Here is a 25,953-nt window from a genome sequence, read left to right on the forward strand (position 1 = left end):
TTTTTTGCCGGAAAAGATAGCGCTATCCCCGGCAGGAAATTCAACACCCGCTTTAATAACAACAACAAACAGGAGAGACCCCCCATGTTTGGCATGTCCCACGAGTCGTACCTGCTGCTAGACGCAGTAGTCACAATCATCGGGTTGATCGTTCTGATCACCAAGTTCAAGGTGCACCCGTTCGTTGCACTGATCATCGCGGCCGGTTTCCTCGGCCTGACCTCGGGCATGCCCGTGGACAAGATCATCAAGGCGTTCCAGGACGGTTTCGGCGGCGTGCTCGGCTTTGTCGGCATCATCCTCGCGCTGGGCACGATGCTCGGCAAAATGATGGCCGAATCTGGCGGCGCCGATCAGATCGCCCAAACCCTGATCCGCGCCTTCGGCAAGGAAAAGGTCCAGTGGGCGATGATGTTCGCCGCCTTCCTGGTGGGCATCCCGCTGTTCTTCGAGATCGGCTTTGTGCTGCTGATCCCGCTGGTGTTTATCGTCGCGCGCCGCACCGGCGTGTCGCTGATCAAGATCGGCATCCCGCTGCTCGCCGGCCTGTCGGCGGTGCACGGCCTGGTGCCACCGCACCCGGGCCCGCTGCTGGCCATCGGCGTGTTTGGCGCGGACATCGGCAAGACCATCCTGTATGGCCTGATCGTTGCGCTGCCGACCGCCATCATCGCCGGCCCGATTTTCGGTACGTTTATCGCCAAGTACATCCCGGGCAACCCGTCCCAGGAACTGGTCGATCAACTTGCCCGCGAGCCGGAGAACAAGAACCTGCCGAGCTTCAGCGTCACCCTGATCACCGTGCTGCTGCCGGTGTTCCTGATGCTGCTGAAAACCTTCGCCGACATCGCGTTTGCCGAAGGCAATGTGGTGCGTAACTGGATGGACATGATCGGCCACCCGATCACTGCGCTGCTGCTGGCGTTGCTGCTGTCGCTGTACACCTTTGGCACTCGCCAGGGCATCCATTCCAAGCAGATCCTCAAGCTGCTCGACGCCAGCCTGGCGCCGACCGCTGCGATCATCCTGATCATCGGCGCCGGTGGTGGCTTCAAGCAGATGCTGGTGACCAGCGGCGTGGGTGACGTGATCGGCCATATGGCGGTGACCGCGCAGATCAACCCGATTTTGCTGGCCTGGCTGGTGGCGGCGGTGATTCGTGTGGCCACAGGTTCCGCTACCGTGGCAACCATTACCGGCGCGGGCATTGTGGTGCCGGTGGTCGGCATGATCCCTGGGGTTAACCGCGAGCTGCTGGTACTGGCGACGGGCGCGGGTTCGTTGATCCTGTCCCACGTCAACGATGCGGGCTTCTGGCTGGTGAAGCAGTACTTCAACATGACCGTGGCCGAAACCTTCAAGACCTGGACGGCGATGGAAACCATCCTGTCGGTGGTGGCGTTGATCTTCATCATGTTGCTGTCGTTGGTGGTGTAAGCCACACCGCAGCATTCCGTGGGGTCACCCAATCAAATGTGGGAGGGGGCTTGCCCCCGATAGCAGTGGATCAGTCACCATATGCAGTGACTGATACTCAGCAATCGGGGGCAAGCCCCCTCCCACATTTTTGACCGCATTTAGACAGTTAAGCTTTCTGCACCAGCCCATCCGCCCTGAACATCCCGCGAATCCCGCGCACCGCCTGGCGAATCCGGTCCTGGTTCTCGATCAGCGCAAAGCGCACGTGATCGTCCCCATACTCGCCAAAGCCGATCCCCGGTGACACACACACCTTGGCTTCCAGCAGCAGCTTCTTGGCAAACTCCAGCGAGCCCATGGCCGCGTACTGCTCGGGAATCTTGGCCCACACATACATCGACGCCTTCGGGTTCTCGACCATCCAGCCCAACTCATGCAGGCCCTTGACCAGCACATTGCGGCGCTGGCGGTACTGTTCGGCGATGTCTTTCACGCACTGTTGGTCGCCTTCCAGCGCGGCAATCGCCGCCACTTGCAGCGGGGTGAAGGTGCCGTAGTCGTGGTAGCTCTTGATGCGCGCCAGGGCGTTGACCAGTTCCGGGTTACCGACCATGAAACCGATGCGCCAGCCGGCCATGTTGTAGCTCTTGGACAGGGTGAAAAACTCCACCGCAATGTCCTTGGCGCCCGGCACCTGCATGATCGACGGGGCTTTCCAGCCGTCGTAGACGATGTCGGCGTAGGCCAGGTCATGCACCACCAGCACGTCGTACTGCTTGGCCAGGGCGATCACCCGTTCGAAGAAATCCAGCTCCACGCACTGCGCGGTGGGGTTGGACGGGAAGCCGAGGATCATCATCTTCGGCTTGGGGATCGAACCGCGAATCGCGCGTTCCAGCTCGGCGAAAAAGTCCACGCCGGGAATCAGCGGCACCGAGCGCACCTGGGCGCCGGCAATCACGGCACCGTAGATGTGGATCGGGTAGCTCGGGTTCGGCACCAGCACGGTGTCGCCCTGGTCCAGGGTGGCCAGCATCAAGTGCGCCAGGCCTTCCTTGGAACCGATGGTGACGATGGCTTCCGACTCGGGGTCGATGTCCACTTCATAGCGGTCCTTGTACCAGCGCGAGATCGCCCGGCGCAGGCGTGGGATTCCTTTGGAAGTGGAGTAGCCGTGGGTGTCTTCACGCTGTGCGACGGTGACCATTTTCTCCACGATGTGGGGAGGCGTGGCGCCGTCGGGGTTACCCATGCTCAAGTCGATGATGTCTTCGCCGCGCCGACGCGCAGCCATCTTCAGCTCGGCAGTGATATTGAAAACATACGGGGGGAGTCGATCTATGCGCGCAAAGCGGCGCGGCGAACCTTGGTCTGCCATTGTTGCCTCGAGAGTACGTAAGCGCCCGGAACCGTCCGAGCGACGTCGGCCACTGCGGTGGCCTGCGGGGCAGACAATACGGTCGATGATGGCTAGTTGTCCAGATGCGTAGGGAAATTTTCCACGTGGAGTACTGCGCGGATATGCCCCTATACTCGATGCGGGTTTGTTCCCTATAAGAAGGAGACTGTTCGTATGGATCAGCAAACAAAACAACCGTTAGAGCCACGCATGGAAGCAGGCAAGGCGCTGGTGATCGCCGGCGTACAAGGGCGTTATTCCAAGGCCACTGTCGGCGATATTCCCAAGCTGTGGGAGTTGTTCGACACCTGCAGCAAGGACATCAAGAAGCGCGTCGGTGGCGTGACCTATGGCGTTTGCCATAACCCCCATCACGGCGAGTTCGACTACATGGCCGGTGTCGAAGTCCCGTCAAAGGGCGATGTACCCGGCAACTTCGAGTTCATCGAGATTCCACCGCTCAACTACGCCGTGTTCGCGCATTACGGCCCGGTGCAGGCGCTGGAGCAGACCTACGAGCGCATCATGTTCGAATGGTTGCCGCACTCGGGCTACAAGGTGATGGGCGCGGATTTCGAGCGTTACAGCGCCGATTTTGATGCGCGCAAGGGCACGGGGTCGGTGGAGATCTGGCTGCCGGTGGGTGAGAAGGGCTGACAGACCTGGTACACCCAGGCTTTTTGTGGCGAACGGGCGTGCCCGCTCGCCACAGGGGAGGCTTCGCTCACTCGCCTAGTGCGAGCCGCAACCTGCGCTCATACCCAATCCGCCCCTTATACGCCTCCCCGCTGTCCACCCACCCAGCCGACAGATAAAGCCCCATCGCCGCCACATTGTCCGCGTCCACCGACAACTCCAGCCCTTGGATTTCTGGCCACGCCTGCAGCGCCACCGCCGGCAGCGCCAGCAAGCATGCCTTGCCAAACCCGCGCCCCTGCTGCTGGCGATCCACCTGCAAGGCATGCAACGTAGCGCTGTGTTCATCCGCCCAATGGGGCAGGCACGGCGGGCGTTTTAGCAGCAGGAACGCCACCGGCATCTCGTCGGCCAGTAGCGCAAAACCCTTGATCGCGTTGGGGCTGGGGTTCACCAGCAGGCTGTTCAGCGCGCAGTAGATATCCCCGGAATACGCCAGTTGCTCGGGATGCACGTGCAGGGTGTCGAGCTGCTGTTTTTGCACAAGGCTCAGCGTCTCATAGGGGACGAGGCGGGTTTCCATCGGGGGCGCATCCCAATTCCTACAAAGAGGCGGGGATTCTAGCGGGTTTGCCGGGGGCTAGATTATTTTTCAGTCGGCTGTCGATTTGCTTGAGGGACATTCGACTAAGGGTGTCTTCCGTGTTTTTCAACCCGAAGGAGTATCACCATGAGCACCGCCATCAATACCCTGATCGAGCAATGGAAGCACGCCGTCAGCGCCAAGGATGTCGCGAAGATTGTCAGCTTTTACGCCGACGATATCGTCGCGTTCGACGCCGTTAACGCTCTGCAATTCAAAGGCAAGGCCGCCTACCAGGCGCACTGGCAGGCGTGCATGGAGTTCTGCCCCGGCCCCGGCGTGTTTGATTTCCATGAGCTGCATATCGTCGCCGGAGAAAACAGCGCTTTTGCCCACTGGCTGGCCCATTGCGGTGGCACCGGGCCGGACGGCGTACTCAAGACCTGCTGGATGCGCGTCACCGCCGGTTACCAGCGCATCGACGGCCAATGGAAAGTGGTGCATGAGCATTGGTCGGCGCCCTTTGACATGGAAACCGGCGCTGGTCTGTTCGACCTGAAACCTTGACCGCCGCGAACTATAGTCAGTAGTCCGAAAACGGAGAGCGCCATGAAATACCTGTGCCTGATCTACAGCAACGAGCAGGTGCTGCACACCTCGCCCGACAGCCCGGCCGACCCGGAGTGCTTCGCCTACGCCCAGGCCGTACAGGCCAGCGGGCGCATGCTGGCCGCCGAGCCGCTGGAGTCGGTGAGCACCGCCACCACCGTGCGCATGCGCAATGGCAAGCTGTCGATCACCGACGGGCCGTTTGCCGAAACCAAGGAACAACTCGCCGGGTTCTACCTGATCGAAGCCCGCGACTTGAATGAAGCGATCCAGGTGGCCGGTGGCATCCCGGCCGCCCGGGTCGGCAGTGTGGAAGTGCGCCCCGTGCGCGAATTGAATCTCTGAAGACAACAAGCATAAAACTCAGGAGGTTTACCCCATGTCTACGCAACCTGCCGAATTTGAACTGTCCATCAGCCGCGTGATCGACGCGCCGCGCAGCCGAGTATTTCGCGCCTGGACCGAGCCCGCCCTGCTGCAACAATGGTGGGGGCCCCACGGCATGACCACCCCCGAATGCGAAATGAACCTGTGGGTCGGCGGCCTGTTTCGCACCCTGATGCGCGCACCCGATGGCGCCGAATACCCGACTCAGGGCGTATTCCTGGAAATCGTCGCGCCACGGCGGCTGGTGTTTACCGACGCCTTTACGCCGGGCTGGATCCCCTCGGGCAAGCCGTTCATGACCGCCGAAGTGACTTTGCAGGAAGTCGACGGTAACAAGACCCTCTACACCGCTCGCGCCATGCACTGGAGTGCCGAGGACAAACAGGCCCACGAAGCCATGGGTTTTCACGATGGCTGGGGCCAGAGCCTGGACCGCCTGGTGACACTGGTGACAGAAGGCATGCGCGATTGAGGCCAGCGGTCGAGGTCATTTATCGCAGTGAATCGCGACGGGTGCTCGCCACGTTGATTCGCCTGCTGGGTGACTTCGCGCTGGCGGAAGAGGCCTTGCACGACGCTTTTTTCGTTGCGCTTGAACGCTGGCCGCAGGACGGCGTGCCGAACAATCCTCGGGCGTGGCTGGTGTCCACCGGCCGCTTCAAGGCCATCGACCGCCTGCGTCGCCAGGCGCGGTTTACCCCGTTGTTGCAGGCCCAAGCTGACGCGCTGGAAGCGGTGGAGTGGAGTGACGAAGACGTGGAAGACGACCGCCTGCGCCTGATCTTCACCTGCTGCCACCCGGCGCTGGCGCCCGATGCCCAGGCGGCGCTGACCTTGCGTGAGATCTGCGACCTCACCACGGAGGAAATCGCCCGCGCATTTCTGACCACGCCCACCACCATCGCCCAACGCATCGTGCGCGCCAAGGGCAAGATCCGCGAGGCGAAAATCCCGTATCAGGTGCCGTCCCTGGCCGAGCTGCCCGAGCGTCTGGACAGTGTGTTGCGCGTGGTTTACCTGGTGTTCAACGAGGGCTATTCGGCGTCCACGGGCGCCGACCTCACGCGCGATGACTTGACCCGTGAAGCCATCCGCCTCGGCCGTTTGCTGCTGGAGCTGCTGCCGGAGCCGGAAGTGCTGGGGTTGCTGGCGCTGATGCTGTTGCATGAGGCGCGCCGCGCGGCGCGTACCTCGGCGGGCGGCGAACTGGTGCTGTTGGATGAACAGGACCGCTCGCTGTGGGATGCGTCCTTGATTGTTGAAGGCTGCGCGCTGGTGGAGCGGGCCCTGACCACCGGGCGTTTTGGTGCCTATTGCCTGCAAGCGGCAATTGCGGCGGTACACGCCGAAGCGCCCAACGCGGGGGAAACGGATTGGCCGCAGATCGTCGGGCTTTACGATGTGTTGCTCAGGCACGTGCCGTCGCCGGTGATCGAGTTGAACCGCGCCGTGGCGGTTGCCATGCGCGATGGGCCCTTGGCAGGCTTGCAGCAGGTCGAGGGCATTCTGGCGCGGGGCGAGCTGCTGGACTACCACTTGGCGCATTCGGCGCGCGGGGAGTTTTGTCGGCAGTTGGGGCGGGTAGCCGAAGCCTGTGAGGCGTACGAAAAAGCCCTGTCGCTGACCCAGCAAACCCCGGAAAAACGCTTCCTCGAGAACCGCCTGGCCCAACTAAACCTCCCCACATTTTAGTTTTGCATTGCCTCGGCGGGCTCACTCGAGCATCTGCTTCAACATCCAGCTCCCCGCCGGCCCCGGTGGGTGCTGGCGCGACCACAGCGCATCCACCGCCACCGAGCGCGGCCAGCTGCGCACGTTGAGTTCAACCAGCCCGGCATTGCCAAAGCGTTCCACCAGCCAGCGCGGCAGTGCCGCCCAGCCGAAACCGAGCTGGGCCATTTCCATCAACATCAGGAAACTCGGCGCCGACCACACACGGCCGGTGGGGCGCGTTTCGTTCGGGTTGATGACGCTCGCCAGGCGCAGCTCGCGGTGTTGCTGCAAGGCCTGTTGGTCGATGTGTTTAAGCTGGGCCAGGGGATGGCTCGGGGCGACGAACAGCGCGATTTCCGCGCGTTCCTCCACCGGCGCCCGGCTGAGGTCCGGCGGGTAAACATCCTGGGCTTCGATAAACGCCATCTGCGCGCGGCCGCTTTGCACCAGGGCGATCAAGTCTTCACACTCGGCGATCAACCATTCCAGCTCCAGGTCCGGGTAGCGTTGCTCAAAGGCTTTGAGCGCCAGTTCGAAGCGCTCCGACTGGTAGGTATCGGACATGGCGATACTGACTTTCGCCTCCAACCCCTGGGCCAACTGGCTCGCCGCCAACTCCAGGCGGCTGCTGGCTTCCAGCACCTGCTCGGCGCGTTGCAGCAACACATGGCCGGCCGGAGTGAGCGTCGGCTTGCGGCTGCTGCGGTCGAACAGCACCACATCAAGGTCAATCTCCAGGCTCGCCACGGCCGCGCTGACGGTGGACTGGCTCTTGCCCAACTTACGCGCCGCCGCTGAAAACGAGCCCTCGGTAGCCGCCTGGACAAATGCCTGCAGCACTTCGTGAGACGCCATGACTATCGCCTTGATCGATGGTTATTGGTTATGAAGTATCGGCCCCAAGGGTAATGATGGCAACCATCGTCACTCACGGAGCCGGGTCATGAACCCTACCAAGTCGATTACTGAACGCGTTTGCCAGGCCCTGGGCTTTGAAGGCCTGGCGCTATTGATCTGCACACCGCTGCTGGTCTGGATCACCGGTCGCCCGGCCCTGGAAATGGGCGCGGTGACCTTGGGGCTCAGCCTGTTGGCGTTGACCTGGAACATCATTTTCAACAGCCTGTTCGACCGTCTCAAAGTTCTCCTGCAGCTGTCCGGTGGCGCGTGGACCCGGGTGCTGCATGCGCTGATGTTCGAAGGCGGGCTGATTATTGTCGCCGTGCCACTGATTGCGGCATGGCTCAACATCAGCCTGCTGCAGGCGTTCATGCTCGACATCGGCGTACTGCTGTTTTTCCTGCCGTACACCTATGTGTATCACTGGGGGTATGACGTGTTGCGCGCCAGGTTCCTACAGAAACATGCCGCCCGAGGCCTCGATGCGCTGCCCGGTGATCCAGTGGCTGCCGTCGGCCAGCAACGCCGCAATCGCGCCGCCGATATCGTCCGGTAAGCCGGCCCGGCCCAGGGCGGTGTTGTTGGCGACCATGGCGTTGAGGTTGGCATTGTCGCGCACGGCGCCGCCGCCGAAGTCGGTTTCAATCGCGCCGGGGGCGAGGATGTTGACGCTGATGCCGCGCCCACCCAGCTCCTTGGCCTGGTAGCGGGTCAGCACTTCCATCGCGCCTTTCATCGCGGCATAGGCGGCGTAGCCAGGCAGGCTGAAACGCGCCAGGCCGCTGGAGATATTGAGGATGCGCCCGCCGTCGCGGATCAGCGGCAGCAGCTGCTGGGTCAGGAAGAATGGCCCCTTGAATTGGATCGCCACCAGTTGGTCGAACTGCGCTTCGGTGGTCTCGGCAAAGCTTGCATGCACGCCGATGCCGGCGTTGTTGACCAGAAAATCCAACTGATCCTGTGCGAATACATCCTTGAGTACGCCGGCCACTTCGCCGACGAAATCGCTGAAGGTCGCACTCTGGCTTACGTCCAGCTTGAGCATCGCGGCGCGGCCGCCCAGTTGTTCGATCTGTGCGACAACGGCCTGCGCCTCGTCGGCCTTGCTGTGGTAGGTGCCGATGATGTCGACGCCCTGTGCCGCCAGGTGCAGCGCGGCGCTTTTACCCAGGCCACGGCTGGCGCCGGTGATCAGTGCGATTTTACGGGTCATGGTGCAGTCCTCTTCTGATGTGATCGTGGGACTGAGTGTATTTGTCCGGCCATAACGTGATAAACACAGTGAAAGCGGAATCACTGGCCGGATAAGGCGAACAATCCCATGAACAAACTTGAACTGCTGCGCACCTTCGTGCGCGTCACCGAATTGTCGAGTTTCACCCAAGCCGGCGAGAGCCTGGGCCTGCCGCGCTCCACCGTATCCGAGCACGTGCAGGCGCTGGAGGAGTTGCTGGGCGCGCGCCTGTTGCAGCGCACCACGCGCAAGGTGCAGGCGACCCAGGACGGCCGGGTTTTATATGAGCGCAGCAAGGATTTGCTGGCGCACATGGAGGAACTCGAAGGCTTGTTCCGCCAGGATGAAACCCAATTGGCCGGGCGTATTCGGGTGGACATGCCGAACGTGATGGCGCGCGGCATGGTCCTGCCGCACCTGCCGGCGTTCATGGCGCGCCACCCGCTGATCGAGATGGAAATCAGCAGCTCGGACCGCCAGGTGGATCTGATCGCCGAAGGCTTTGATTGTGTGTTGCGCGTCGGCGCCCAGCCGGACCAAAGCGTGGTGGCCCGCAAGGTCTGCAGCATGCCGGTGGTCAACTGCGCGAGCCCGGCGTACCTGCAACGTTATGGCGTGCCCCAGACCCTAGCCGACCTGGCGCAGCATCAACTGGTGCACTACGTGCGGCCGTTGGGTGCGCGTTCCTCCGGGTTTGAATACCTGCAAGGCAACAAGGTGCATTACGTCGCAATGGCCGGGCGCGTGACGGTCAACAGTACCGACGCCTACCAGGCCGCGTGCCTGGGTGGTTTCGGTATCACTCAGGTGCCGCTGCCGGGGGTTCGAAGCTTGCTGGCCAGCGGCGAGTTGGTGGCGGTGCTGGCGGATTTTCAGGCACCCGCGCTGGATGTGTCGTTGCTCTACGCGGGGCAGCGGCATTTGCCGTTGCGGGTCCGGGTGTTTATGGATTGGCTGGCCGCTACCCTGCAAACCCATCTTTAACGCCGCGCCGACAACTGTTGCGGGGCCAGGAACGCATCGTGGAAGTAGTCGCGCACCGCCTGCATCGCCGGGGTGAACGCGCGCTCGCGGTGCCAGGCGAGGCCGACGCTCATGGGTGTCACCGGGTCGGTCACGGTCAAGGTCTCGATGCGCTTGCCCTCCAGGGACCAGGGCCGGTGCACCAGGTCGGAGAGGATCGCCACGCCGCTGCCATTGGCGACCATGCTGCGCACCGCCTCCACCGAACTGGTGCGCAGCCGCACCTGGGGCGTCTGCCCGGCCTGTTCCCAGTAGCGCATGGCGCTGTGTTCGGCCTCGTCCACGGTAAGCAGGATGTAGGGTTCCTGCGCCACGTCCGCCAGGCTCACGGCGCCGCGTTCGCACAGTGGGTGATGGCTGGGCAGCCACAAGCGGCGTTCCGAGTTGAAGAGGATTTCCGAGACGATATCCGGGTGGGTGAGGTTGGCGGTGAGCACCACGGCCATGTCGAACTGGCCGTCGAGCAGGCCCTGTTCGATGGCCTGGCGCTCCTGCTCGAACACCTCGATGGTCACGTCCGGGTGCCAGTGCTCCATGCGTTGCAAGTGGTGGGGCAGGAAATACCCCAACACCGTGTAGCTGGCCGCCAGGCGCAACACGCCGCTGGCGCGGTAGTCGGGCAGCGGGCTGTTGAGCGCGTCGTCGACGCTGCGCACGATCACGTAGGCGCGGTTGAGAAAATGCCGCCCGGCGTCGGTCAGGTTCATGCCCTGGGCCGAACGCACAAACAGCTGCACGCCGAGCATGGCTTCCAGCTCCTTGATCGCCGTGGTCACCGCCGACTGGGAAATGTTCAGGTGGATCGCCGCCTGGGAGATCTGGCCGATTTCGGCAGTGGCGACGAAGTAGCGAACTTGGCGCAAAGTCAGGGACATGGCTTTATCTGTTTTTCAGAAGATGGGCCATCTGATAATAGATCTTCCCAAGGGGTCAAGCGGAAGCCTACTTTTCCAGCATCAACTTGGCTGGAGCAACCGCGATGCAGGCAGTGGATTTCAACTCGGACATGGGCGAAGGCTTCGGCCCCTGGACCATCGGCGATGGCGTCGACGCGGAGCTGATGGCCTACATCAGCTCGGCCAATATCGCCACCGGCTTCCACGCCGGCGACCCCGGCACCATGCGCCGCACCGTGGAGCGCGCCAAGCAACTGGGCGTGGCCATCGGCGCGCACCCGGGCTTTCGTGACCTGGTGGGTTTCGGCCGTCGGCACATCAATGCACCGGCCCAGGAACTGGTAGACGACATGCTCTACCAGCTCGGCGCCCTGCGTGAAATCGCCCGCGCCCAAGGCCTAAGCCTGCAACATATCAAGCCCCACGGCGCACTCTACATGCACCTGGCCCGCGACGAAGAAGCCGCGCGGCTGCTGGTGCAGAACCTGCAAATCATCGAGCCGACGCTGTTGCTGTACTGCATGCCCAACTCGGTAATCTGGCGCGTAGCCAAGGAGTTGGGCCAACCGGTGGTACGCGAGTTTTATGCCGACCGTGAGTACGATCTGACCGGCTCCATCGTGTTTACCCGCACTGTGCGCGCACTCGATCCTGCTACCGTCGCGGCGCGGGTCCTACGTGCGTGTCAGACCGGGTTGGTGCGTACCGTGGAAGGCGAAGACCTGTTTATCGAATTCGATTCCATCTGCCTGCACAGCGACACCCCCGGTGCGCTGGAGTTGGTCGAAGCCACCCGCGAAGCCCTGGACCGGGCGGGTATCGCGGTAAAAACACCAGAATAAGAACTGCCCCTTACTTTTTTGCCTGCCTTTCTATAACGATTCCAAGAGGAACAGACATGGCTCAAACGTCCCCCATCCGCTACAGCTTCGGCGGCGATGAACACCTGTTTGCCGAGGTCAGCGACAGCATGTCCCTGGAGGCCTTTTTCACCGGCATGGCGGTGACCCGCGCGGTGGAACGCCTGGCCCTGGACGGTGTGCTGGACGTATGCCTGGCCAACGCGTCGTTCCAGATCCGCTTCGACCCCGACCGCATCGCGCCCCATGTGCTGCTCGACGCCGTGCAAACCGCCGAAGCCCAGGCCGTGGCCGAACGCACCTTGCACACGCGCATCATCGAAATCCCGGTGCTCTACAACGACCCCTGGACCCACGAAACCCTGATGCGTTTTCGCGACCGCCACCAGGACCCGACCGGCACCGACCTGGAATACGCCGCGCGCATCAATGGCCTGGCCGACGTGGACGCGTTTATCGCCGCCCACAGTGGCGCGCCGTGGTTTGTGTCGATGGTCGGGTTTGTGGCGGGGCTGCCGTTCATGTTCCAGATGGTCGAGCGCGCGCGGCAGTTGCAGGTGCCCAAATACCTGCGCCCGCGCACCGACACGCCGAAACTCACCCTCGGCCATGGCGGCTGCTTTGGCTGCATCTACTCGGTGCGCGGTGCCGGTGGTTACCAGATGTTTGGCGTGACCCCGGCGCCGATCTACGACCCGGCGCAGCAGTTGGCGTACCTCAAGGAACACATGGTGTTCTTCCGCCCCGGTGACATCGTGCAGTTCAAACCCATCGACCGCGACGCCTACGACAGGGCTGTTGCCGACGTGGACGCGGGCCATTTCGACCTGCGCATCCGCCCGGTGGAATTTTCCCTCGACGCGTTTCTCGCCGACCCCATCGGCTACCCGAAAACCCTGCAGGAGGCGCTGGCATGATTAAGGTCCTCAAACCCGGCCTCGCCACCTCCGTGCAAGACCTTGGCCGCGAAGGTTATTACCACCTGGGCATTCCGCCCTCCGGCGCGCTGGACCAGTACGCGTTGAGTGCGGCCAACCATCTGGTGGGCAACCCCATCGGCGCGGCGGGCCTGGAATGCACCTTGATCGGGCCGGAACTGGAGTTCCAGCAGGACGCGCTGGTAGCCCTCAGCGGCGCGTTGATGTCGCCGCGCCTGGACGGTGAAGTGGTGCATCAGGACACCGCGTTCCAGGTGCGCGCCGGGCAGGTACTGCGCTTTGAATTTCCCCACGCGGGTGCGCGCACCTACCTCGCGGTCGCCGGTGGCATTGATGTGCCGCTGGTGCTTGGCAGCCGGTCCACCTACACCCTCGGTGCGCTCGGTGGGTTTCATGGGCGGCGCTTGCAGGAGGGCGATGAATTGCCCATCGGCGCAGCCAGCGGCCAGGGCCGTGCGGGCAACAGTTTGCCCATGGCGCTGCGCCGCTCCGTCGGTGGCGACGTGACCCTGCGCGTGGTGCCGGGGCTGTATTACGAGCGCCTGACGGATGCAGCCAAAAGCAGCTTTTTTGCCGAACCCTGGACCGTGGGCTCCGAGGCGGACCGCATCGGCTATCGCTTCAAGGGCGGCAGCGCGTTGAGCTTTCAGCCGCGGGAGCAGCCGTTTGGCGCAGGTTCGGATCCGTCGAATATCGTCGACAGTTGCTACCCCATCGGTTCGATCCAGGTACCGGCGGGGTTGGAGCCGATTGTGCTGCATCGCGATGCGGTGTCGGGGGGAGGGTACGCGATGATTGGTACGGTGATCAGCGCGGACCTGGATTTGATCGGGCAGATGCAGCCGAACCAGCGTGCGGGGTTTGTTGCGGTGACGTTGGAGGAGGCGCTGGAGGCGCGGCGTATCTACAAGAAGCGGCTCAAGGCGATGGCTAGTTTGTTCACAGGCTAAAAATGTGGGAGGGGGCTCGCCCCCTCCCACATTTTTTACAGTGTTGTGTCAGAAGATTTGGGTGAACAGCCAGTACAAACTGCCTGACAGGAGAATCGCCGCCGGCAACGTCAACACCCACGCCATCGCCAGATTACGGATCGTGCGCATCTGCAACCCACCCCCATTTGCCACCATGGTCCCCGCCACACCGGACGACAACACATGAGTGGTCGACACCGGCAAGCCATACATATCCGCCGCGCCGATGGTCAGCATCGCCACCATTTCCGCCGACGCGCCTTGGGCGTAAGTCAGGTGGGTCTTGCCGATCTTCTCGCCCACCGTCACCACGATGCGCTTCCAGCCGACCATGGTGCCCAGCCCCAGCGCGATGGCCACGGCGATCTTGACCCACAGTGGAATAAAGCGCGTGGACGCGTCGATCTGGTCCTTGAACAGTTTCAGTTTGCCCTGGGTGTCGGCGTCGAAATTGCCGACTTTGCCCTTGTCCATCAAGCGAATGGTTTCGCTGGTCAGGTACATGTCGTTACGCACGTTGCCGACGGCTTCGACGGGGACTTTGGCCAGGGAGCCGTAGCCTTTTACTTCGTCACCGATATGCCCGGCCAGGGCGGCGAGGGCCGGCACCAGTTCCGGCGTGGCTTCCTTGGTGCGCACGTAGGTCGAGAGGATCGGGCGCGGGTCGCCTGCCAGCGGTTGCGGCGCGCTTTTCACCAGCGCCGCCTGGGTCACTTCGGCCACGGCGGCGAACTGCAACGACTGCTCGGCCGGCATGGTACGGTTCAGCGCGTAGGCCATCGGCAGGGTGCCGACCAGAATCAGCATGATCAGGCCCATGCCCTTCTGGCCATCGTTGGAACCATGGGCGAAGGACACGCCGGTGCAGGTGGCGATCAGCATGCCGCGAATCCACCACGGCGGCGGGGTGTCGCCCTTTGGCGCCTTGTACAGCGCGCGGTTTTTCACGAAGGCGCGCAGGGCCAGCAACAGCAAGGCGGCGAAGGCGAAGCCGATCAGCGGCGACAGCAGCAGCGCGTAACCGATCTTGATCGCCTGGCTCCAGTCCACCCCACTGGTGCCGTCACGCCCGTGCATCAAGGCATTCGCCACGCCCACGCCGATGATCGAGCCGATCAGCGTGTGGGAAGACGACGCCGGCAAGCCCAGCCACCAGGTGCCGAGGTTCCACAGGATGGCGGCGATCAGCAGGGCGAAGATCATCGCGAAACCGGCCGATGAACCGACCTGCAAAATCAGCTCTACCGGCAGCAGCGCAATGATGCCGAACGCCACGGCGCCGCTGGACAGCAGCACGCCGAGGAAGTTGAAAAAGCCCGACCACACCACCGCAAAATGCGGCGGCAGCGAGTTGGTATAGATCACCGTCGCGACCGCGTTGGCGGTGTCGTGGAAACCGTTGACGAACTCGAAACCCAGGGCGATCAGCAGTGCCACACCCAGCAGCAGGAAGGGCGTCCAGGTGGTGACCACCGTGCCCAGTTCGTGCATGTCGTGCATCAGGCTGTAGGCGGTAAACAACAGGCCCATGGCGAGGATGGCGAAAAACATGATTACCGTGATCAGGCTGGGTTTCTTGTCCAGCCGGGGTTTGGGGGCCGCGGGTGACGCGTGGGAGGAAGCAGTCAGGGAAGGGGTGGCCATGCCGGAGCATCCAGTGTGGGGAGGATGCCTTTCATGATCATTGCAAGATGTTACAGAGATGCTGCCGTGGATCAGTGTTTACAGGAATCGAGTTGGCCGTCGGTCTAACAGCCTGCATAAATCAAATGTGGGAGGGGGCAAGCCCCCTCCCACATTTGAAGTGCATTTCAGATTCAGTAATCTCTGCGTTTGCGGAACGCCCAGCGCCCGGCAATCAGGGTAAACGTCGCCACCAACGCCACCAGAATCCAAAACCCCTCCGGGTCCTGTGAAAGCGGCACTCCACCGACGTTCATGCCAAAAAAACCGGCAATGATGTTGATCGGCAGCGCCAGCACCGTCACCACGGTAAGGGTGAACAGCGTGCGGTTGCTTTGCTCGTTGAGGTTGGCGGCGATCTCTTCCTGCAACAGCTTGATGCGCTCACCCAGGGCCGTCAGGTCGTTGATGATCAGCGCAAACTCCTCGGTGGACTTGCGCAATTCCTTCACGTCTTCCTTTTGCAGCCATTGTGGCGGGCGGTTGAGCAGGCGCAACAGCGAGCCGGGCTCCAGCGCGAGCAGGCGTTGCAGGCGCACCAGCACCCGGCGTGCGGCACCCAGCTCGGCGCGGTTGGTAGACAGGCGCGAGGACAATAACTGGTCTTCGATATGGTCGACGCTGATGCTGGTCTTGCGCACGATCTGCGTCAGCACTTCGCCCTGGTCACGCAGCAGGTGCACCAGCAGCTCCAGCGGCGAGCGAAAGTGTTCACCGGCTTTTACCGACGAGCGCAATTTATCCACCGAGTGCAAGGGTTGCAGGCGCGCGCTGATCAACAAGCGGCTGCGCGCGCACACCCACAGCGTGGAAATATCCGACGAAACCATGCTGCTGAAGTTGAACACCACGTCGTTGACCACCGCCAGCAAGGCCGAGTCGACGTGTTCGATACGCGTGGAACGCGAGCCTTCGTGCAGGGCTTCGAAGAACTCCTCGGGCAGGTCCAGGTTCGCCTGCATCCAGCGCTCACACGCGGCGTGGGCCAGGTTCAGGTGCAGCCACAGGAATTCTTCAGGGTCGGCCGGTTGCTGCAAGGCCCGCAGGGCCGTGGCCGAGTCGATCTGTTCGGCTTTTTCACCGGGGCGAAAACGGAAACCGTAAAGCAAGCCAAACAGGTCGGAGTCCTGGTGGCTGTGGTCGATGCTGTGGTTCATGGAGGCTCGCAGAGAAAAGGCCTGTAGGACATTTCACAGGTCGCGTGGCGAATGATCACAGGCTTGTTTGACAGTTTTATGACAATTTTTTGTTTATTTCGCTTTAGTGACATTTTATTGACCACTTGTCAGGATTCGTTCAAGAAGGCTCTAAACCGGCCGATTCAGCGCGTTAACAACCGTCAGGGATGAGCGGTGCCTTTGTCGACAGGGAGGTCAAGGCGTGTGCACGCCACTTACCTGTATCGAGGCTTTTCCCCGATGAATATTTTGCGAACCTCTTTGAGAGCACAAATCCTGTCGCTGCTCGGTGGCAGCCTGCTGGCGATCCTGTTGATCGCCCTGGCGTGTTTCAACTTCCTCTCCAACGGGGTGCAGAGTTATCGCAGTTTGATTGACGGGCCATTGCTCACCTCGCAACTGATCGACGAGGCCAACCTGCAGTTCAAGGTGCAGGTGCAGGAATGGAAAAACGTCTTGTTGCGCGGCAAACAGCCCCAGGACATGGAGAAATACTGGGGCCAGTTCCAGGACCGGCAGCGCGATGTGCAAGGCATTCTTGCGCGCCTGGTCACCCAGACCAGCAGCGACCCGACCTTGAGCCGGCGCATCGACACCCTGCGCCAGGAACACCTGCAACTGGGCGCGGCCTACCAGCGCGGGCGTGATGCCTACGTGGCCGCAGGCGCTGATCCTACGGCCGGTGACATCGCCGTGAAGGGCGTGGACCGCGCCACCAGTGAGCAGATGAGCGCGTTGGTCGCTGACCTGCGTGAACAAGGCAGCCAGAAATCCGTGGCCATCAGCGCCTATGCCGAGCGCACCGTGATGGTGGGCCTGGCGATCATGCTGCTGTCGGGTGTGCTGATCGGCTTGTTCAGCCTGTGGTTGATCAACCGCAACCTGATCCTGCCGATCCGTGGCCTGATCGACTACGTGACGCAATTGAGCCATGGGCGGTTCGCCGAGCGCGTCGCCAGCCGTCGCCAGGATGAATTGGGGCATCTGGCGGCCGCCGCCAATACCCTGCGCGACTTCCTGGCCGAGACCTTCAACCGCCTGCAACGCAGCGCTACCGATCTGGTGAGCGCCAGCGGCGAATTGAATTCGATCGCCGGGCAGATGGCTACCGGCACCCATGAGCAATTCAACCGCACCGACCAGGTGGCCACGGCAATGACCGAAATGTCGGCCACCGCCCAGGAAGTCGCGCGCCACGCCGCCAGTGCCTCGCGCGCTGCCGATGAAGCGGATCATTCGGCCCGCGAAGGCGGCGAGGTGATGAAAGTCACCATCGCCACCATCGGCCAGATGCGCAATGAAATCCTCAACACCGGCACCATCATCCGTCGCCTGGAAACCGACAGCGTGCGCATCGGCAAAGTGCTCGAAGTGATTCGTGGCATCGCCGAGCAGACCAACCTGCTGGCGCTCAATGCCGCCATCGAGGCCGCGCGTGCAGGCGAAGCCGGCCGTGGTTTTGCCGTGGTGGCCGATGAAGTCCGCAGCCTGGCGCAACGCACGGCGGCGTCGATCATCGAGATCAACCAGATTATCCAGGCGGTGCAAACCGGCGCGGTGGATGCGGCCGAGGCGATTGTGTCCGGTCAGTCATGCAGTGATGACAGTGTGGAAAAAGTCACCCAGGCCGGCGCCATGCTGGCGCACATCACCCAGGCGGTGGAGGCGATCCGCGACATGAACCGCCAGATCGCCACGGCGGCCGAGGAGCAGACCTCGGTGGCCGAGGATATTTCGCGCAATATCACGCAGATCACCCAGGTGGCCACGGCCAACCTCGACAATGTGCAGCGCACCGAAGCGGCGAGCCACAACCTGCGCGGGTTGTCCGGTGAGCTCAATGAGGTGACGGCGCGCCTGGGCGCCTGATCAAACGGTCGGCAGGCTGAACGTGAACACGGTGCCGTGCTCCTCGCCGGTGGACACGCTCAGTTCGCCGCCATGGGCCTCGGCAATCTGCTTGACGATATACAAGCCCAGGCCCAGGCCGGCCTGAGGCGTATCCGTGGCCGGTCGCGAGTAAGGTTCGAACAATCGCGGCAAGGCTTGCGCGTTGATTTGCCCGGGGTTTTTGACGGTCAGGTTGAAGCGGCCTTGTTCGATATTTGCCGTGACCACCACCGGCCCATCATGGCTGCCGTGGTGGATGGCGTTGGCCACCAGATTGGAGAGCAATTGCGCCAGGCGGTCGCGGTCGCCGCTCACGCCTCGCAGCTCGCCGATCTCGGCGTGGATGACGCGTTGCGGATGCACGCCCTGGACTTCCGACACCACCTGTTGCAATGCGGCTTGCAAACCCTGGCAGTCGCTGATGTTCAGCGGGATACCGCTGCCCATGCGGCCACGGGCGAAATCCAGCACGTCTTCGACCAACTGCGCGGCGCGGCGCCCGCTGGCAAGCATATGCCTGAGCAGCGTGTCGGTGGCCGGGTCCGGGTGCTTGCGCAGCAGTCGCTCGGCACCAAAATTGATGGCGTGCAGCGGGTTGCGCAGGTCATGGCCGAGCACGGCAATAAATTGCTCGCGCAGTTCGGCAGTGCCGCGTTCTTCCTGCAATTGCGCGTGGGTCTGCTGTGCGGCTTCTTCGGCTTCGATCTGCAACGACAGCACCCGCGCGAACGACTCCATGGTCGACTGGATCGCGCTACTGCGCAGGTTGGCGGGGTTGGGGTCGAGGGCGCAAATGGTGCCGAAGAAACGCCCGTCGGTGCGGAACACTGGCACCGAGATGTAGCTTTCGAATTGGTAGAGACGCGGGGTGTGGTGGTCGTGGTACAGCGGGTCTTCGCTGGCTTTGTCGATTACTACCGACACGTGGGAGCCGCGAATTTCGTGACAAATTGTGGTGGTCAGGTCCAGCTCGCCGCCCACGCCGAGGCCGAAGTTCAGCTGGTCGAGGACGGCACACGCGGTCCAGGTGTCGTCGGTTACCCGGGCGACGGCAGCAAAGCGCAGGCCGGTCATGTCGTTGATGACTTGGAGCATCGCGGGTACGGCGCTGATTCGGCCAATGGTGGCGATGTCGGCGGCTTTTTGGCCCATGCAGCAGTCTCGATCCGTCAGGTGCTGAGCGTTATGCCCCCGCCAATGGGCCAATAGTAGCGCTGCGGTCGCACGACGCCCATTAAAACGGCCATAAAAAAACGCGCCACCCTAAGGTGGCGCGTTTTTTAAAGGGTCAAATCAAGTGTCTTGCTTGTCTTCCAGCACAGCGCCGGTCTTGGCGTCGAGCTTGACTTCAAACTTCTTGCCGGCGGTGTCGGTCAGGTCGACTTCGTACACCAGCACACCGTTTTTGTGGTCCAGCTCGGTGTCGTTGATGGTGGCGCCGGCGTGTTTGGCCAGTGCGGCGGCGTTGAGCTTCTCGAAAGGCATCACGGCGCCGGACTTGAGCAGACCTTCGATCTGGTCTGGGCGAACGTCAGCCTGGGCCAGGCCGGCAGTAACGGTCAGGGCGGCAGCGGCGAACAGAGTGGTCAAGGTTTTCATGGTGCTTTTCCTTTTTCGGTGAGCTGTTTAAGTGGGCTCAGGTTATTCAGTGCAACTTAATTCATGCTTAATTAGTTCAAGCAGTTGCGCCGTTCGTTCCCTTCGCCCACAAAAAGCCCTGGCACTCAGTACTTATGGTCGTTCAGCAGGTCTTGCACGCTGGACGACGGCCAGCGTTTGTAGAACTTCAGCAGTTCGGCCGCACGGTTGGTGAAGATGCCGTCGACGCCGGCTTTCATCACCTTGTCGAAATCCACCGGCTCGTCCACGGTGTAGACGTGCACCAGCAGGCCCTTGTCGTGGGTCAGCTGATTCATTTCCGGCTTCACCAGGTCGGTGTAGCTCTGGTCGCCATGATCGGTCAGCTCAGCCGAGGGGCCGGTGCCGATGGCGCCGAGGCTCTTGGCTTCGTCCACCCATTTTTCGAACTCGGCGGGGTCTTTCGGCTCTTGCTTGGCGTAGTAGGCGGCCTTGGTCGGTTCGCCGGATTCGGCGAAGGTCTGCTTGGATTTCGGCTCGATGCTGCCTTCGCCTACCCACAGCAGCAGGATTTTCGGCGTGTTTGGCATTTCTTTCTGCAGCTCTTTCAAGCTCGCAGTTTCGAAGGTTTGCAGCACCACGCGGCCCTTGCCCTGGCCGACGCCGGTGTTGCTCTTGCCCAGCTTGGAGCCGGCGGAGCTCAACCAGCCTTTGTCCAGCAGCTTGTTTTTCAGGTCGGCTTCGATGCCCGGGAATTGCTTGGGCTCTTTGGTTTCGATGTACAGGCCGGGTTTGTGCTGCGGGTTGCCTTCGGCGATCTTGATGATGTCGTCCAGGCTCTGGATTTTCAGGCCGACGAAGCCTGGGCGCGCACGGTCCGGGTAGGCGGCGTTGAACCAGCTGCCGGCGTCGAGGGTTTGCAGTTCTTTCCAGGTGAACTCGTTGGCCGGCGCGTCTTTGCGCTCGGGGAACTTGGTGGCCACGTCGGTGGTGCGCTGCAGGTTGTTGTCATGCAGGGCGAAGAGGACGCCGTCCTTGCTGCGCTGCAGGTCCATTTCCAGGTAGTCGGCGCCCAGGTCGCGAGCGACCTTGTAGGCAGCGGCGGTGGACTCGGGCGCGTCGTAGGACGCACCTCGGTGCGCGATCACGGCAGGGTAGGGAATGCCTTCGTTTGTTGCCAATTCAGCCGGGCTGATCGGGTCGGCAGCCTGCGCCTGGCCGAGGCCGAGCATCAGGGCCAGCAGCAAGGCGCTCTTGGTAAACGTGACAGGCATATGCGAAGTCCTTTCGTGGAGGTAGCTTTGAGAAGGCCTCCTTTTTAACAATTGATTGCGAAAGGCGCTATCACCAAACCGACATTAACGTGCGCACGCGCCAATTTTCTCGGTTTTTTTTCGATGCATTGCAGTACTCTTGCCCGCAGCTGTTCCGTTAGAGGACAGGACTTTCTGCCACGCGTGTAAACCATCTTTCCAGTCCCTGTGGGACTTTTCAGTGAGGTTTACCATGCGCATCACGTCCGCACTTATCTGCCAGGCTGCCGACCAACTCCACGGTTTTGTTGGCCTGAACCGCAAGACCGGCCAGTACATCGTGCGTTTCAGCGAAGACTCCTTCGGCATGGATGTGGCCGACGACGGCATCATCCCCACCGCCGAATTCGTCTGGCTGCCGGCCCCCGAGCAAACCATGACCCTGTCGCGCGAGCGTATTCAGTTGCTGCTCGACCAGAATATCGACGAGCGCATCAACATCACCGAACCGCTGCGCGCGTATATGCGCCGGGTGGAGATCCCGCAGATCAGTGCGTTGCGCAGTTTGGTGAGCTGAGCCACACAGGAGCGGTCACTCGCTTGTGAAGGCGTAAGCCCGCTCCACCTTGCACACCCGCGTCTGAAACGCCGAATACCAGCTGGCGCGCCCTTGCTCGCGCACCGCACGGTGCTCGGCCTGCTGTTTCCAGGCCAGGATCGCGGCCTCGCTGCTCCAGTACGACACGGTGATGCCCAGACCATCCTCGCGCGCCGATTCGACCCCGAGAAACCCCGGTTGCTCGCGCGCCAGTTCGAGCATGCGGGTGGCGGCCTCGCCGTAGCCTTGGTCGCCCTCGGTGCGCAGGGAGCTGAAAATCACCGCGTAGTAAGGCGGGGCAGGTGTGCGCGCGATCACAGCGATTGCTCCTGGCAGGCCTTGAGCAGGGCGATCACCAGGGGCGGGGTAATGCCCTTGAGCGCGGCGCGTTCGGGTTGGAACAAGGTGGTGACGAAAAACGGATGGTCCAGCAATTCCGCTGCGCGCAGCTCGCCCGCCGCGTCGTGGCCGCTGGGGATCAGGTCACCCGCCAGCAGCGCCTCCTGGAACTGCGGGTTGACGCCGTAGCTGCAGCGATAACCTTCGTGCAGGTCCAAGGTGCCGTAGGCGTCGGCGATGCGCGTGTAAGGCACTAAACGCAGGGTGCCGGTCGCTTCCACCAGGGAGCAACTCAGGGGGGTGATGATTGCGCGCGTGGCCTGCGGGGCGAGTTCGCCGTGTTCGGCGTCGGCCCAACTCAATACATTGCGGGCATATTCCAGCATCGCGTGTTGAAACCCGCCGCAGGTACCGAGGAAAGGTCGCCGTTGCTCGCGGGCAAAACGGATGGCGCGCAGGGCGCCCTCGGTGTCGCGGTAGGGGCTGGCGGGCACGCACCAGAAACCGTCGAAGCCGTGCAGCTCGGTGGCGGGTGTGAGGGTGTCGGTGTCGAGCCAGTGCAGGTGAACCTTCAGGGCGAGGTGGTCGGCGGCCTGTTGCACGGCAATGGGAATCGCCTGGTGCGCGGTTACATCGGGGTTGTAGTCGCCGATCAGGGCGAGGTGCAGCGCAGTGGCGTTCATCAAAGGCATCCCATGGCTTGTTGTGTCCTGGCGGGCACTATAGATTGGCGTTCGCGCAATCAATATTGGCGTTTAAGCATAGGATCAATGCAGTGGCGCACTATCAAATCGATTATCCCGACCTGTCGTTGATCCTCGCACTGGTGCGCGGAGGCACCCTGGCGCGGGCGGCGGCGTTGTTGCGGGTGGACGTCTCCACAGTGTTCCGTGCGGTGCGGCGCCTGGAGGCGGCGCTCGGCCAGACGCTGTTTGAAAAAAGCCGCGCGGGCTACCTGCCCACCGGCTTGGCCAGCACCCTGGCGCAGCAGGCAGAACAGGCGGAGCAGGCACTGGAAGCCGCGCGGGTTGGAGTGGAGCAGGGCGGTGAGGTGATCAGCGGCACGGTGCGCCTCACCTGCACCGATTCGGTGTTGCAGGGCTTGCTCCTGCCGGCCCTGGCGCACTTCATGCCGGCGTACCCGGCGCTGACCCTGGAACTGAGCACGTCGAATGATTTTGCCAACCTCAGCCGCCGCGATGCGGACATCGCCCTGCGCCTGACCACGGCGCCGCCGGAACATCTCGTAGGACGCTGCCTGGGCACTGTGTCGTACCAGGTCTGCGCCAGTAGTGAGTATGTTCGCCGCCACCCAGATGCTGAGTTGGCCGACCTGGCCTGGATTGCCCCGGACGATTTTCTGCCCGACCACCCCACCGTCGCCTGGCGCCGTGAACACTTGCCCGGCGTGCGCCCCAGTTATCGCTGCAACAGCATGTTGTCGGTGACTGAGTTGGTGCGGGCAGGGTTGGGTGTGGCGGCGTTGCCGGATTTTCTGTTGGACGGGACGTTGCAACCACTGGGCCCCGCATTGGCAGGGCACGACACGGCGCTGTGGTTGCTGACGCGGCCGGATTGCCGGGCGCTGCGCTCGGTGGTCACGCTGTTTGAAGAGCTGGGCCGGCACTTACGAACGAGGCTTTAAGACAACACAAAACCCATGTGGGAGGGGGCAAGCCCCCTCCCACATGGGTCCTGCGTTGTTATTGAGTTTTTCGTACGTAGTGCTCATGCATTTCGCATGTGAGGGTTTCGATGTGTTCTGTCAGTTGCTTGGTCATTTCCGTGAGCCGGGTGTTCTGCTCCAGCAGTTCCAGCAGCTGTTTGGTGGTTTGCGCCGCCTGGGCCTGGCGCTCGGTGTTGGCCACGGCCAACGCTTCGCGGTGCTGCGCATCGGCGTCCGATTGGGCTTTGTCCCGCGCGGCCTGGCGGGTTTGGGCCAGCAGGATCAACGGCGCGGCGTAGGCCGATTGCAGGCTGAAGGCCAGGTTGAGCAAGATGAACGGGTACACGTCGAAATGCGTGATGCCGGTCATGTTCAGCACCACCCACAAAATCACGATCGCGGTTTGCGCGCCGAGAAACGTCGGTGTGCCAAAGAAGCGTGCAAAGGCTTCAGCCTTGAGGGCAAAGGTGTCATTGCCGAAGGTCGGCGCCAGGTGGGCGTGGCCACGGTGGAAACGCAAGTGGTCGACGGGGGCGGCTTCGGGCTTGTCTGGGGTCATGGTGGGCTCGGGTCATTAACGTTAAGACAGTGAATCACTATAGTCCTGGCGACCTGTCTTACACATGAATAACCCGGGGCCTACTTATCGGCCGGCACGCTCGTTGGCAAACGCACTCACTGCCTGCACGGCTTCGCTGGTGCCTTCGCGAATCTGCAGGATCACTGTACCGGCGCGGTTGGCCAGGTCCACGCCCTGCGCGGCGCGGTCGCGGGTGCCGTCCATGCTGTCGATGGCCTGGCGGGTTTCGTCCTGGATCTTCGCGATCATGCTGGAAATTTCCGCCGTCGAGCCACTGGTGCGGGCGGCCAGTTGCCGGACTTCATCGGCCACCACGGCAAACCCGCGCCCTTGCTCTCCCGCGCGCGCCGCCTCAATGGCCGCATTCAGTGCCAGCAAATTGGTCTGGTCGGCGATGCCACGAATGGTGTTGACGATGGTGGTGATCTGCTGCGAACGCTCGCCAAGCTTGGCGATCAGTTGCGAGGAACCGTCGATATCGGCAGCAATTTCGCGCATGCCGTTGGCGCTTTGCTGGATCACGTCGGCGCCTTTTTCGGCGATGTCCCGGGTATTCAGGGAAATGTGATACGCCTGGGCAGCGCTGGCCGCATCGGCCGCATGCTGTTGCACCTGTGCGGTGATATCCGAGGCAAACTTGACCACCTTGCACAGGCGTCCGCTCGCGTCGTAAACCGGGTTGTAGTTGGCTTCGAGCCACACGGCCTGGCCATTTTTATCCACACGCTCGAATTGGCCACTGAACAGCTCGCCCTGGTTCAGGCGCTGCCAGAAATCACTGTAGGCCGTGCTCTTGGCCAGCTCGGGTGTACAGAACAGGCGATGATGCTTGCCCTGGATCTGCGCCAGGCTGTAGCCCATGCGCTGCAAAAAGTTCGCGTTCGCCGTGATGATGGTGCCGTCGAGGTTGAACTCGATCACTGCCATTGCGCGGCCAATAGCTGCCAGCTTGGCGTTAGATTCGCTCTCGGCTTGCAGGCGCGGCGTGACGTCCATGGCGTACTTCACGACCTTGATCACGTGGCCTGCGTCATCGCGCACCGGGTTGTAGCTCGCTTCCAGCCATACCGACTGACCATTACCCGCTACCCGTTCGAACGTACCCGATTGGAATTGGCCGTTGCGCAGGTTCGACCACAGTTGGTTGTACTCGGCGCTACGGGCGAAGGCGGGCGTGCAGAACATCCGGTGGGGCTGGCCCACCACCTGATCGGCGCGGTAATGCATGCAATTGAGAAAGTTGTCATTGGCCCGCAGCACGTTGCCTTGCAGGTCGAATTCGATCACCGCCATGGAGCGCTCGATGGCGTCCAGCAGGCTGGTCTGTTGGGCCAGGGTGTGTTGCAGGGTACTGATGGTTTTTTTGTGGGCGTTGAATAGCATGTTCGGGGGCTCGGGCAAGCAAGCGGCAGGGAGTATCCATGTATATGCGCCTGCCCCCGTACGGCATTTGCGGTACGGTTGACGTGCTCATTGTCAGCCTCCATGTGCTGACAGCGGGTTGGAACAACGGGTTAAGAGTGATCAGCCTGACAAGAAGTTCGCCTGAGGGGCAGGACCTTTTCTGGGTAGGTGACGAGTGGTGGCATTATGATGCTGATTTGCCCGCTGCGCGGAAAA

General features: G+C 62.3%; 28 protein-coding genes and 1 pseudogene. 14 read left to right on the forward strand and 15 right to left on the reverse strand.

The features are described 5' to 3' along the window. Nucleotides 1–84: 84 nt before the first annotated feature. Nucleotides 85–1,437, forward strand: a complete 1,353-nt coding sequence (locus AC0IYH_RS02200; RefSeq protein ID WP_116628585.1) for a GntP family permease — start codon at nt 85–87, stop codon at nt 1,435–1,437. A gap of 148 nt (nt 1,438–1,585) precedes the next feature. On the opposite strand, the gene alaC is transcribed toward AC0IYH_RS02200, so the two are convergent. Continuing rightward, nucleotides 1,586–2,797 carry an alanine transaminase gene (alaC, locus tag AC0IYH_RS02205; RefSeq protein ID WP_122772501.1) on the reverse strand — a complete coding sequence of 404 codons (1,212 nt, stop codon included), beginning with the start codon at nt 2,795–2,797 and terminating at the stop codon, nt 1,586–1,588. A gap of 195 nt (nt 2,798–2,992) precedes the next feature. Here alaC and AC0IYH_RS02210 point away from each other — a divergent pair, with 195 nt between their 5' ends. Next, nucleotides 2,993–3,475: a GyrI-like domain-containing protein gene (locus AC0IYH_RS02210; RefSeq protein ID WP_116628584.1), complete on the forward strand. Its 483-nt coding sequence runs from the start codon at nt 2,993–2,995 to the stop codon at nt 3,473–3,475. 67 nt (nt 3,476–3,542) lie between these two features. On the opposite strand, the gene AC0IYH_RS02215 is transcribed toward AC0IYH_RS02210, so the two are convergent. Continuing rightward, nucleotides 3,543–4,037 (reverse strand): GNAT family N-acetyltransferase, encoded by a 495-nt coding sequence (locus AC0IYH_RS02215; protein WP_116628583.1) that lies wholly within the window; start codon nt 4,035–4,037, stop codon nt 3,543–3,545. A 147-nt stretch (nt 4,038–4,184) separates the two neighbouring features. Between AC0IYH_RS02215 and AC0IYH_RS02220 the strand changes: the two genes are divergently transcribed. Genes AC0IYH_RS02220 through AC0IYH_RS02235 form a run of 4 tightly spaced genes read left to right on the forward strand, consistent with a single transcriptional unit; the run spans nt 4,185 to nt 6,725 of the window. Further along, entirely contained in the window at nt 4,185–4,604 is a 420-nt protein-coding gene (locus tag AC0IYH_RS02220) for a nuclear transport factor 2 family protein (RefSeq protein WP_122772500.1), read from the forward strand. Nucleotides 4,605–4,646: 42 nt separating this feature from the next. After that, nucleotides 4,647–4,991, forward strand: coding sequence for a YciI family protein (locus tag AC0IYH_RS02225; protein ID WP_116628581.1), 345 nt, complete (start codon nt 4,647–4,649; stop codon nt 4,989–4,991). Nucleotides 4,992–5,025: 34 nt separating this feature from the next. Beyond that, on the forward strand, nt 5,026–5,505 hold the full coding sequence (locus tag AC0IYH_RS02230) for an SRPBCC family protein (RefSeq protein WP_116628580.1): 480 nt from the start codon (nt 5,026–5,028) through the stop codon (nt 5,503–5,505). Then, complete coding sequence (locus tag AC0IYH_RS02235) at nt 5,502–6,725, forward strand: RNA polymerase sigma factor (RefSeq protein ID WP_471832866.1); 1,224 nt, start codon at nt 5,502–5,504, stop codon at nt 6,723–6,725. The genes AC0IYH_RS02230 and AC0IYH_RS02235 overlap by 4 nt, the downstream gene beginning before the upstream one ends. A gap of 21 nt (nt 6,726–6,746) precedes the next feature. On the opposite strand, the gene AC0IYH_RS02240 is transcribed toward AC0IYH_RS02235, so the two are convergent. After that, complete coding sequence (locus AC0IYH_RS02240; RefSeq protein WP_116628578.1) at nt 6,747–7,601, reverse strand: LysR family transcriptional regulator; 855 nt, start codon at nt 7,599–7,601, stop codon at nt 6,747–6,749. Nucleotides 7,602–7,689: 88 nt separating this feature from the next. Here AC0IYH_RS02240 and AC0IYH_RS02245 point away from each other — a divergent pair, with 88 nt between their 5' ends. Further along, nucleotides 7,690–8,202, forward strand: coding sequence for a multidrug/biocide efflux PACE transporter (locus AC0IYH_RS02245; protein WP_471832867.1), 513 nt, complete (start codon nt 7,690–7,692; stop codon nt 8,200–8,202). Here the strand turns inward: AC0IYH_RS02245 and AC0IYH_RS02250 are convergent. Next, nucleotides 8,101–8,859, reverse strand: coding sequence for an SDR family NAD(P)-dependent oxidoreductase (locus AC0IYH_RS02250; protein WP_471832868.1), 759 nt, complete (start codon nt 8,857–8,859; stop codon nt 8,101–8,103). The two genes, AC0IYH_RS02245 and AC0IYH_RS02250, sit on opposite strands and share 102 nt — an antisense overlap. A gap of 108 nt (nt 8,860–8,967) precedes the next feature. On the opposite strand from AC0IYH_RS02250, the gene AC0IYH_RS02255 reads away from it, so the two are divergent. After that, nucleotides 8,968–9,864: a LysR family transcriptional regulator gene (locus AC0IYH_RS02255; protein WP_471832869.1), complete on the forward strand. Its 897-nt coding sequence runs from the start codon at nt 8,968–8,970 to the stop codon at nt 9,862–9,864. Here AC0IYH_RS02255 and AC0IYH_RS02260 read toward each other — a convergent pair. Continuing rightward, nucleotides 9,861–10,778: a LysR family transcriptional regulator gene (locus tag AC0IYH_RS02260; RefSeq protein ID WP_101272636.1), complete on the reverse strand. Its 918-nt coding sequence runs from the start codon at nt 10,776–10,778 to the stop codon at nt 9,861–9,863. The two genes, AC0IYH_RS02255 and AC0IYH_RS02260, sit on opposite strands and share 4 nt — an antisense overlap. A 104-nt stretch (nt 10,779–10,882) precedes the next feature. Here AC0IYH_RS02260 and AC0IYH_RS02265 point away from each other — a divergent pair, with 104 nt between their 5' ends. From AC0IYH_RS02265 to AC0IYH_RS02275, 3 genes are read left to right on the forward strand one after another with little or no spacing between them, the layout of a single operon-like run. Beyond that, entirely contained in the window at nt 10,883–11,641 is a 759-nt protein-coding gene (locus AC0IYH_RS02265; RefSeq protein ID WP_471832870.1) for a 5-oxoprolinase subunit PxpA, read from the forward strand. Nucleotides 11,642–11,697: 56 nt separating this feature from the next. Next, a complete protein-coding gene (locus tag AC0IYH_RS02270; protein WP_116628572.1) occupies nt 11,698–12,576 on the forward strand; it encodes a 5-oxoprolinase subunit B family protein in 879 nt (292 codons plus the stop codon). After that, nucleotides 12,573–13,547 (forward strand): 5-oxoprolinase subunit C family protein, encoded by a 975-nt coding sequence (locus tag AC0IYH_RS02275; protein ID WP_471832871.1) that lies wholly within the window; start codon nt 12,573–12,575, stop codon nt 13,545–13,547. Before AC0IYH_RS02270 ends, AC0IYH_RS02275 begins: the two co-directional genes overlap by 4 nt. 48 nt (nt 13,548–13,595) lie before the next feature. Here the strand turns inward: AC0IYH_RS02275 and AC0IYH_RS02280 are convergent, their stop codons facing one another. Continuing rightward, nucleotides 13,596–15,212, reverse strand: a complete 1,617-nt coding sequence (locus AC0IYH_RS02280; protein ID WP_116628570.1) for an inorganic phosphate transporter — start codon at nt 15,210–15,212, stop codon at nt 13,596–13,598. Between the two features lie 173 nt (nt 15,213–15,385). Further along, nucleotides 15,386–16,408 (reverse strand): transporter, encoded by a 1,023-nt coding sequence (locus AC0IYH_RS02285; protein WP_122772488.1) that lies wholly within the window; start codon nt 16,406–16,408, stop codon nt 15,386–15,388. Nucleotides 16,409–16,669: 261 nt separating this feature from the next. Here AC0IYH_RS02285 and AC0IYH_RS02290 point away from each other — a divergent pair, with 261 nt between their 5' ends. Continuing rightward, complete coding sequence (locus tag AC0IYH_RS02290) at nt 16,670–18,298, forward strand: methyl-accepting chemotaxis protein (RefSeq protein ID WP_122772487.1); 1,629 nt, start codon at nt 16,670–16,672, stop codon at nt 18,296–18,298. On the opposite strand, the gene AC0IYH_RS02295 is transcribed toward AC0IYH_RS02290, so the two are convergent. The 3 genes from AC0IYH_RS02295 to AC0IYH_RS02305 all read right to left on the reverse strand — a co-directional run bounded on the left by AC0IYH_RS02295 (nt 18,299) and on the right by AC0IYH_RS02305 (nt 21,171). Further along, nucleotides 18,299–19,471, reverse strand: coding sequence for a GAF domain-containing sensor histidine kinase (locus tag AC0IYH_RS02295; protein ID WP_116628566.1), 1,173 nt, complete (start codon nt 19,469–19,471; stop codon nt 18,299–18,301). 141 nt (nt 19,472–19,612) lie between these two features. Continuing rightward, entirely contained in the window at nt 19,613–19,918 is a 306-nt protein-coding gene (locus tag AC0IYH_RS02300; protein ID WP_122772485.1) for a PepSY domain-containing protein, read from the reverse strand. 125 nt (nt 19,919–20,043) lie between these two features. After that, nucleotides 20,044–21,171, reverse strand: a complete 1,128-nt coding sequence (locus AC0IYH_RS02305) for a glycerophosphodiester phosphodiesterase family protein (RefSeq protein WP_116628564.1) — start codon at nt 21,169–21,171, stop codon at nt 20,044–20,046. Between the two features lie 232 nt (nt 21,172–21,403). Here AC0IYH_RS02305 and AC0IYH_RS02310 point away from each other — a divergent pair, with 232 nt between their 5' ends. Next, nucleotides 21,404–21,727: a DUF2025 family protein gene (locus tag AC0IYH_RS02310; RefSeq protein WP_116628563.1), complete on the forward strand. Its 324-nt coding sequence runs from the start codon at nt 21,404–21,406 to the stop codon at nt 21,725–21,727. A 15-nt stretch (nt 21,728–21,742) separates the two neighbouring features. Here the strand turns inward: AC0IYH_RS02310 and AC0IYH_RS02315 are convergent, their stop codons facing one another. After that, nucleotides 21,743–22,066, reverse strand: a complete 324-nt coding sequence (locus tag AC0IYH_RS02315) for an antibiotic biosynthesis monooxygenase family protein (protein ID WP_471832872.1) — start codon at nt 22,064–22,066, stop codon at nt 21,743–21,745. Next, nucleotides 22,063–22,770: a CTP synthase C-terminal region-related (seleno)protein gene (locus tag AC0IYH_RS02320; protein WP_471832873.1), complete on the reverse strand. Its 708-nt coding sequence runs from the start codon at nt 22,768–22,770 to the stop codon at nt 22,063–22,065. The genes AC0IYH_RS02315 and AC0IYH_RS02320 overlap by 4 nt, the downstream gene beginning before the upstream one ends. Nucleotides 22,771–22,814: 44 nt before the next feature. Between AC0IYH_RS02320 and AC0IYH_RS02325 the strand changes: the two genes are divergently transcribed. Further along, on the forward strand, nt 22,815–23,732 hold the full coding sequence (locus tag AC0IYH_RS02325) for a LysR substrate-binding domain-containing protein (protein ID WP_471832874.1): 918 nt from the start codon (nt 22,815–22,817) through the stop codon (nt 23,730–23,732). Between the two features lie 58 nt (nt 23,733–23,790). Here the strand turns inward: AC0IYH_RS02325 and AC0IYH_RS02330 are convergent, their stop codons facing one another. The 3 genes and pseudogenes from AC0IYH_RS02330 to AC0IYH_RS02340 form a co-directional block, all read right to left on the reverse strand. Continuing rightward, nucleotides 23,791–24,312: a DUF1003 domain-containing protein gene (locus AC0IYH_RS02330; protein ID WP_116628559.1), complete on the reverse strand. Its 522-nt coding sequence runs from the start codon at nt 24,310–24,312 to the stop codon at nt 23,791–23,793. Nucleotides 24,313–24,396: 84 nt separating this feature from the next. Next, entirely contained in the window at nt 24,397–24,831 is a 435-nt protein-coding gene (locus AC0IYH_RS02335; RefSeq protein ID WP_471833014.1) for a methyl-accepting chemotaxis protein, read from the reverse strand. Between the two features lie 117 nt (nt 24,832–24,948). Continuing rightward, nucleotides 24,949–25,716, reverse strand: a pseudogene (locus AC0IYH_RS02340) (PAS domain-containing protein); the annotation flags it as partial. Nucleotides 25,717–25,953 lie beyond the last annotated feature (237 nt).

It is taken from the genome of Pseudomonas sp. AC463, assembly GCF_979253585.1.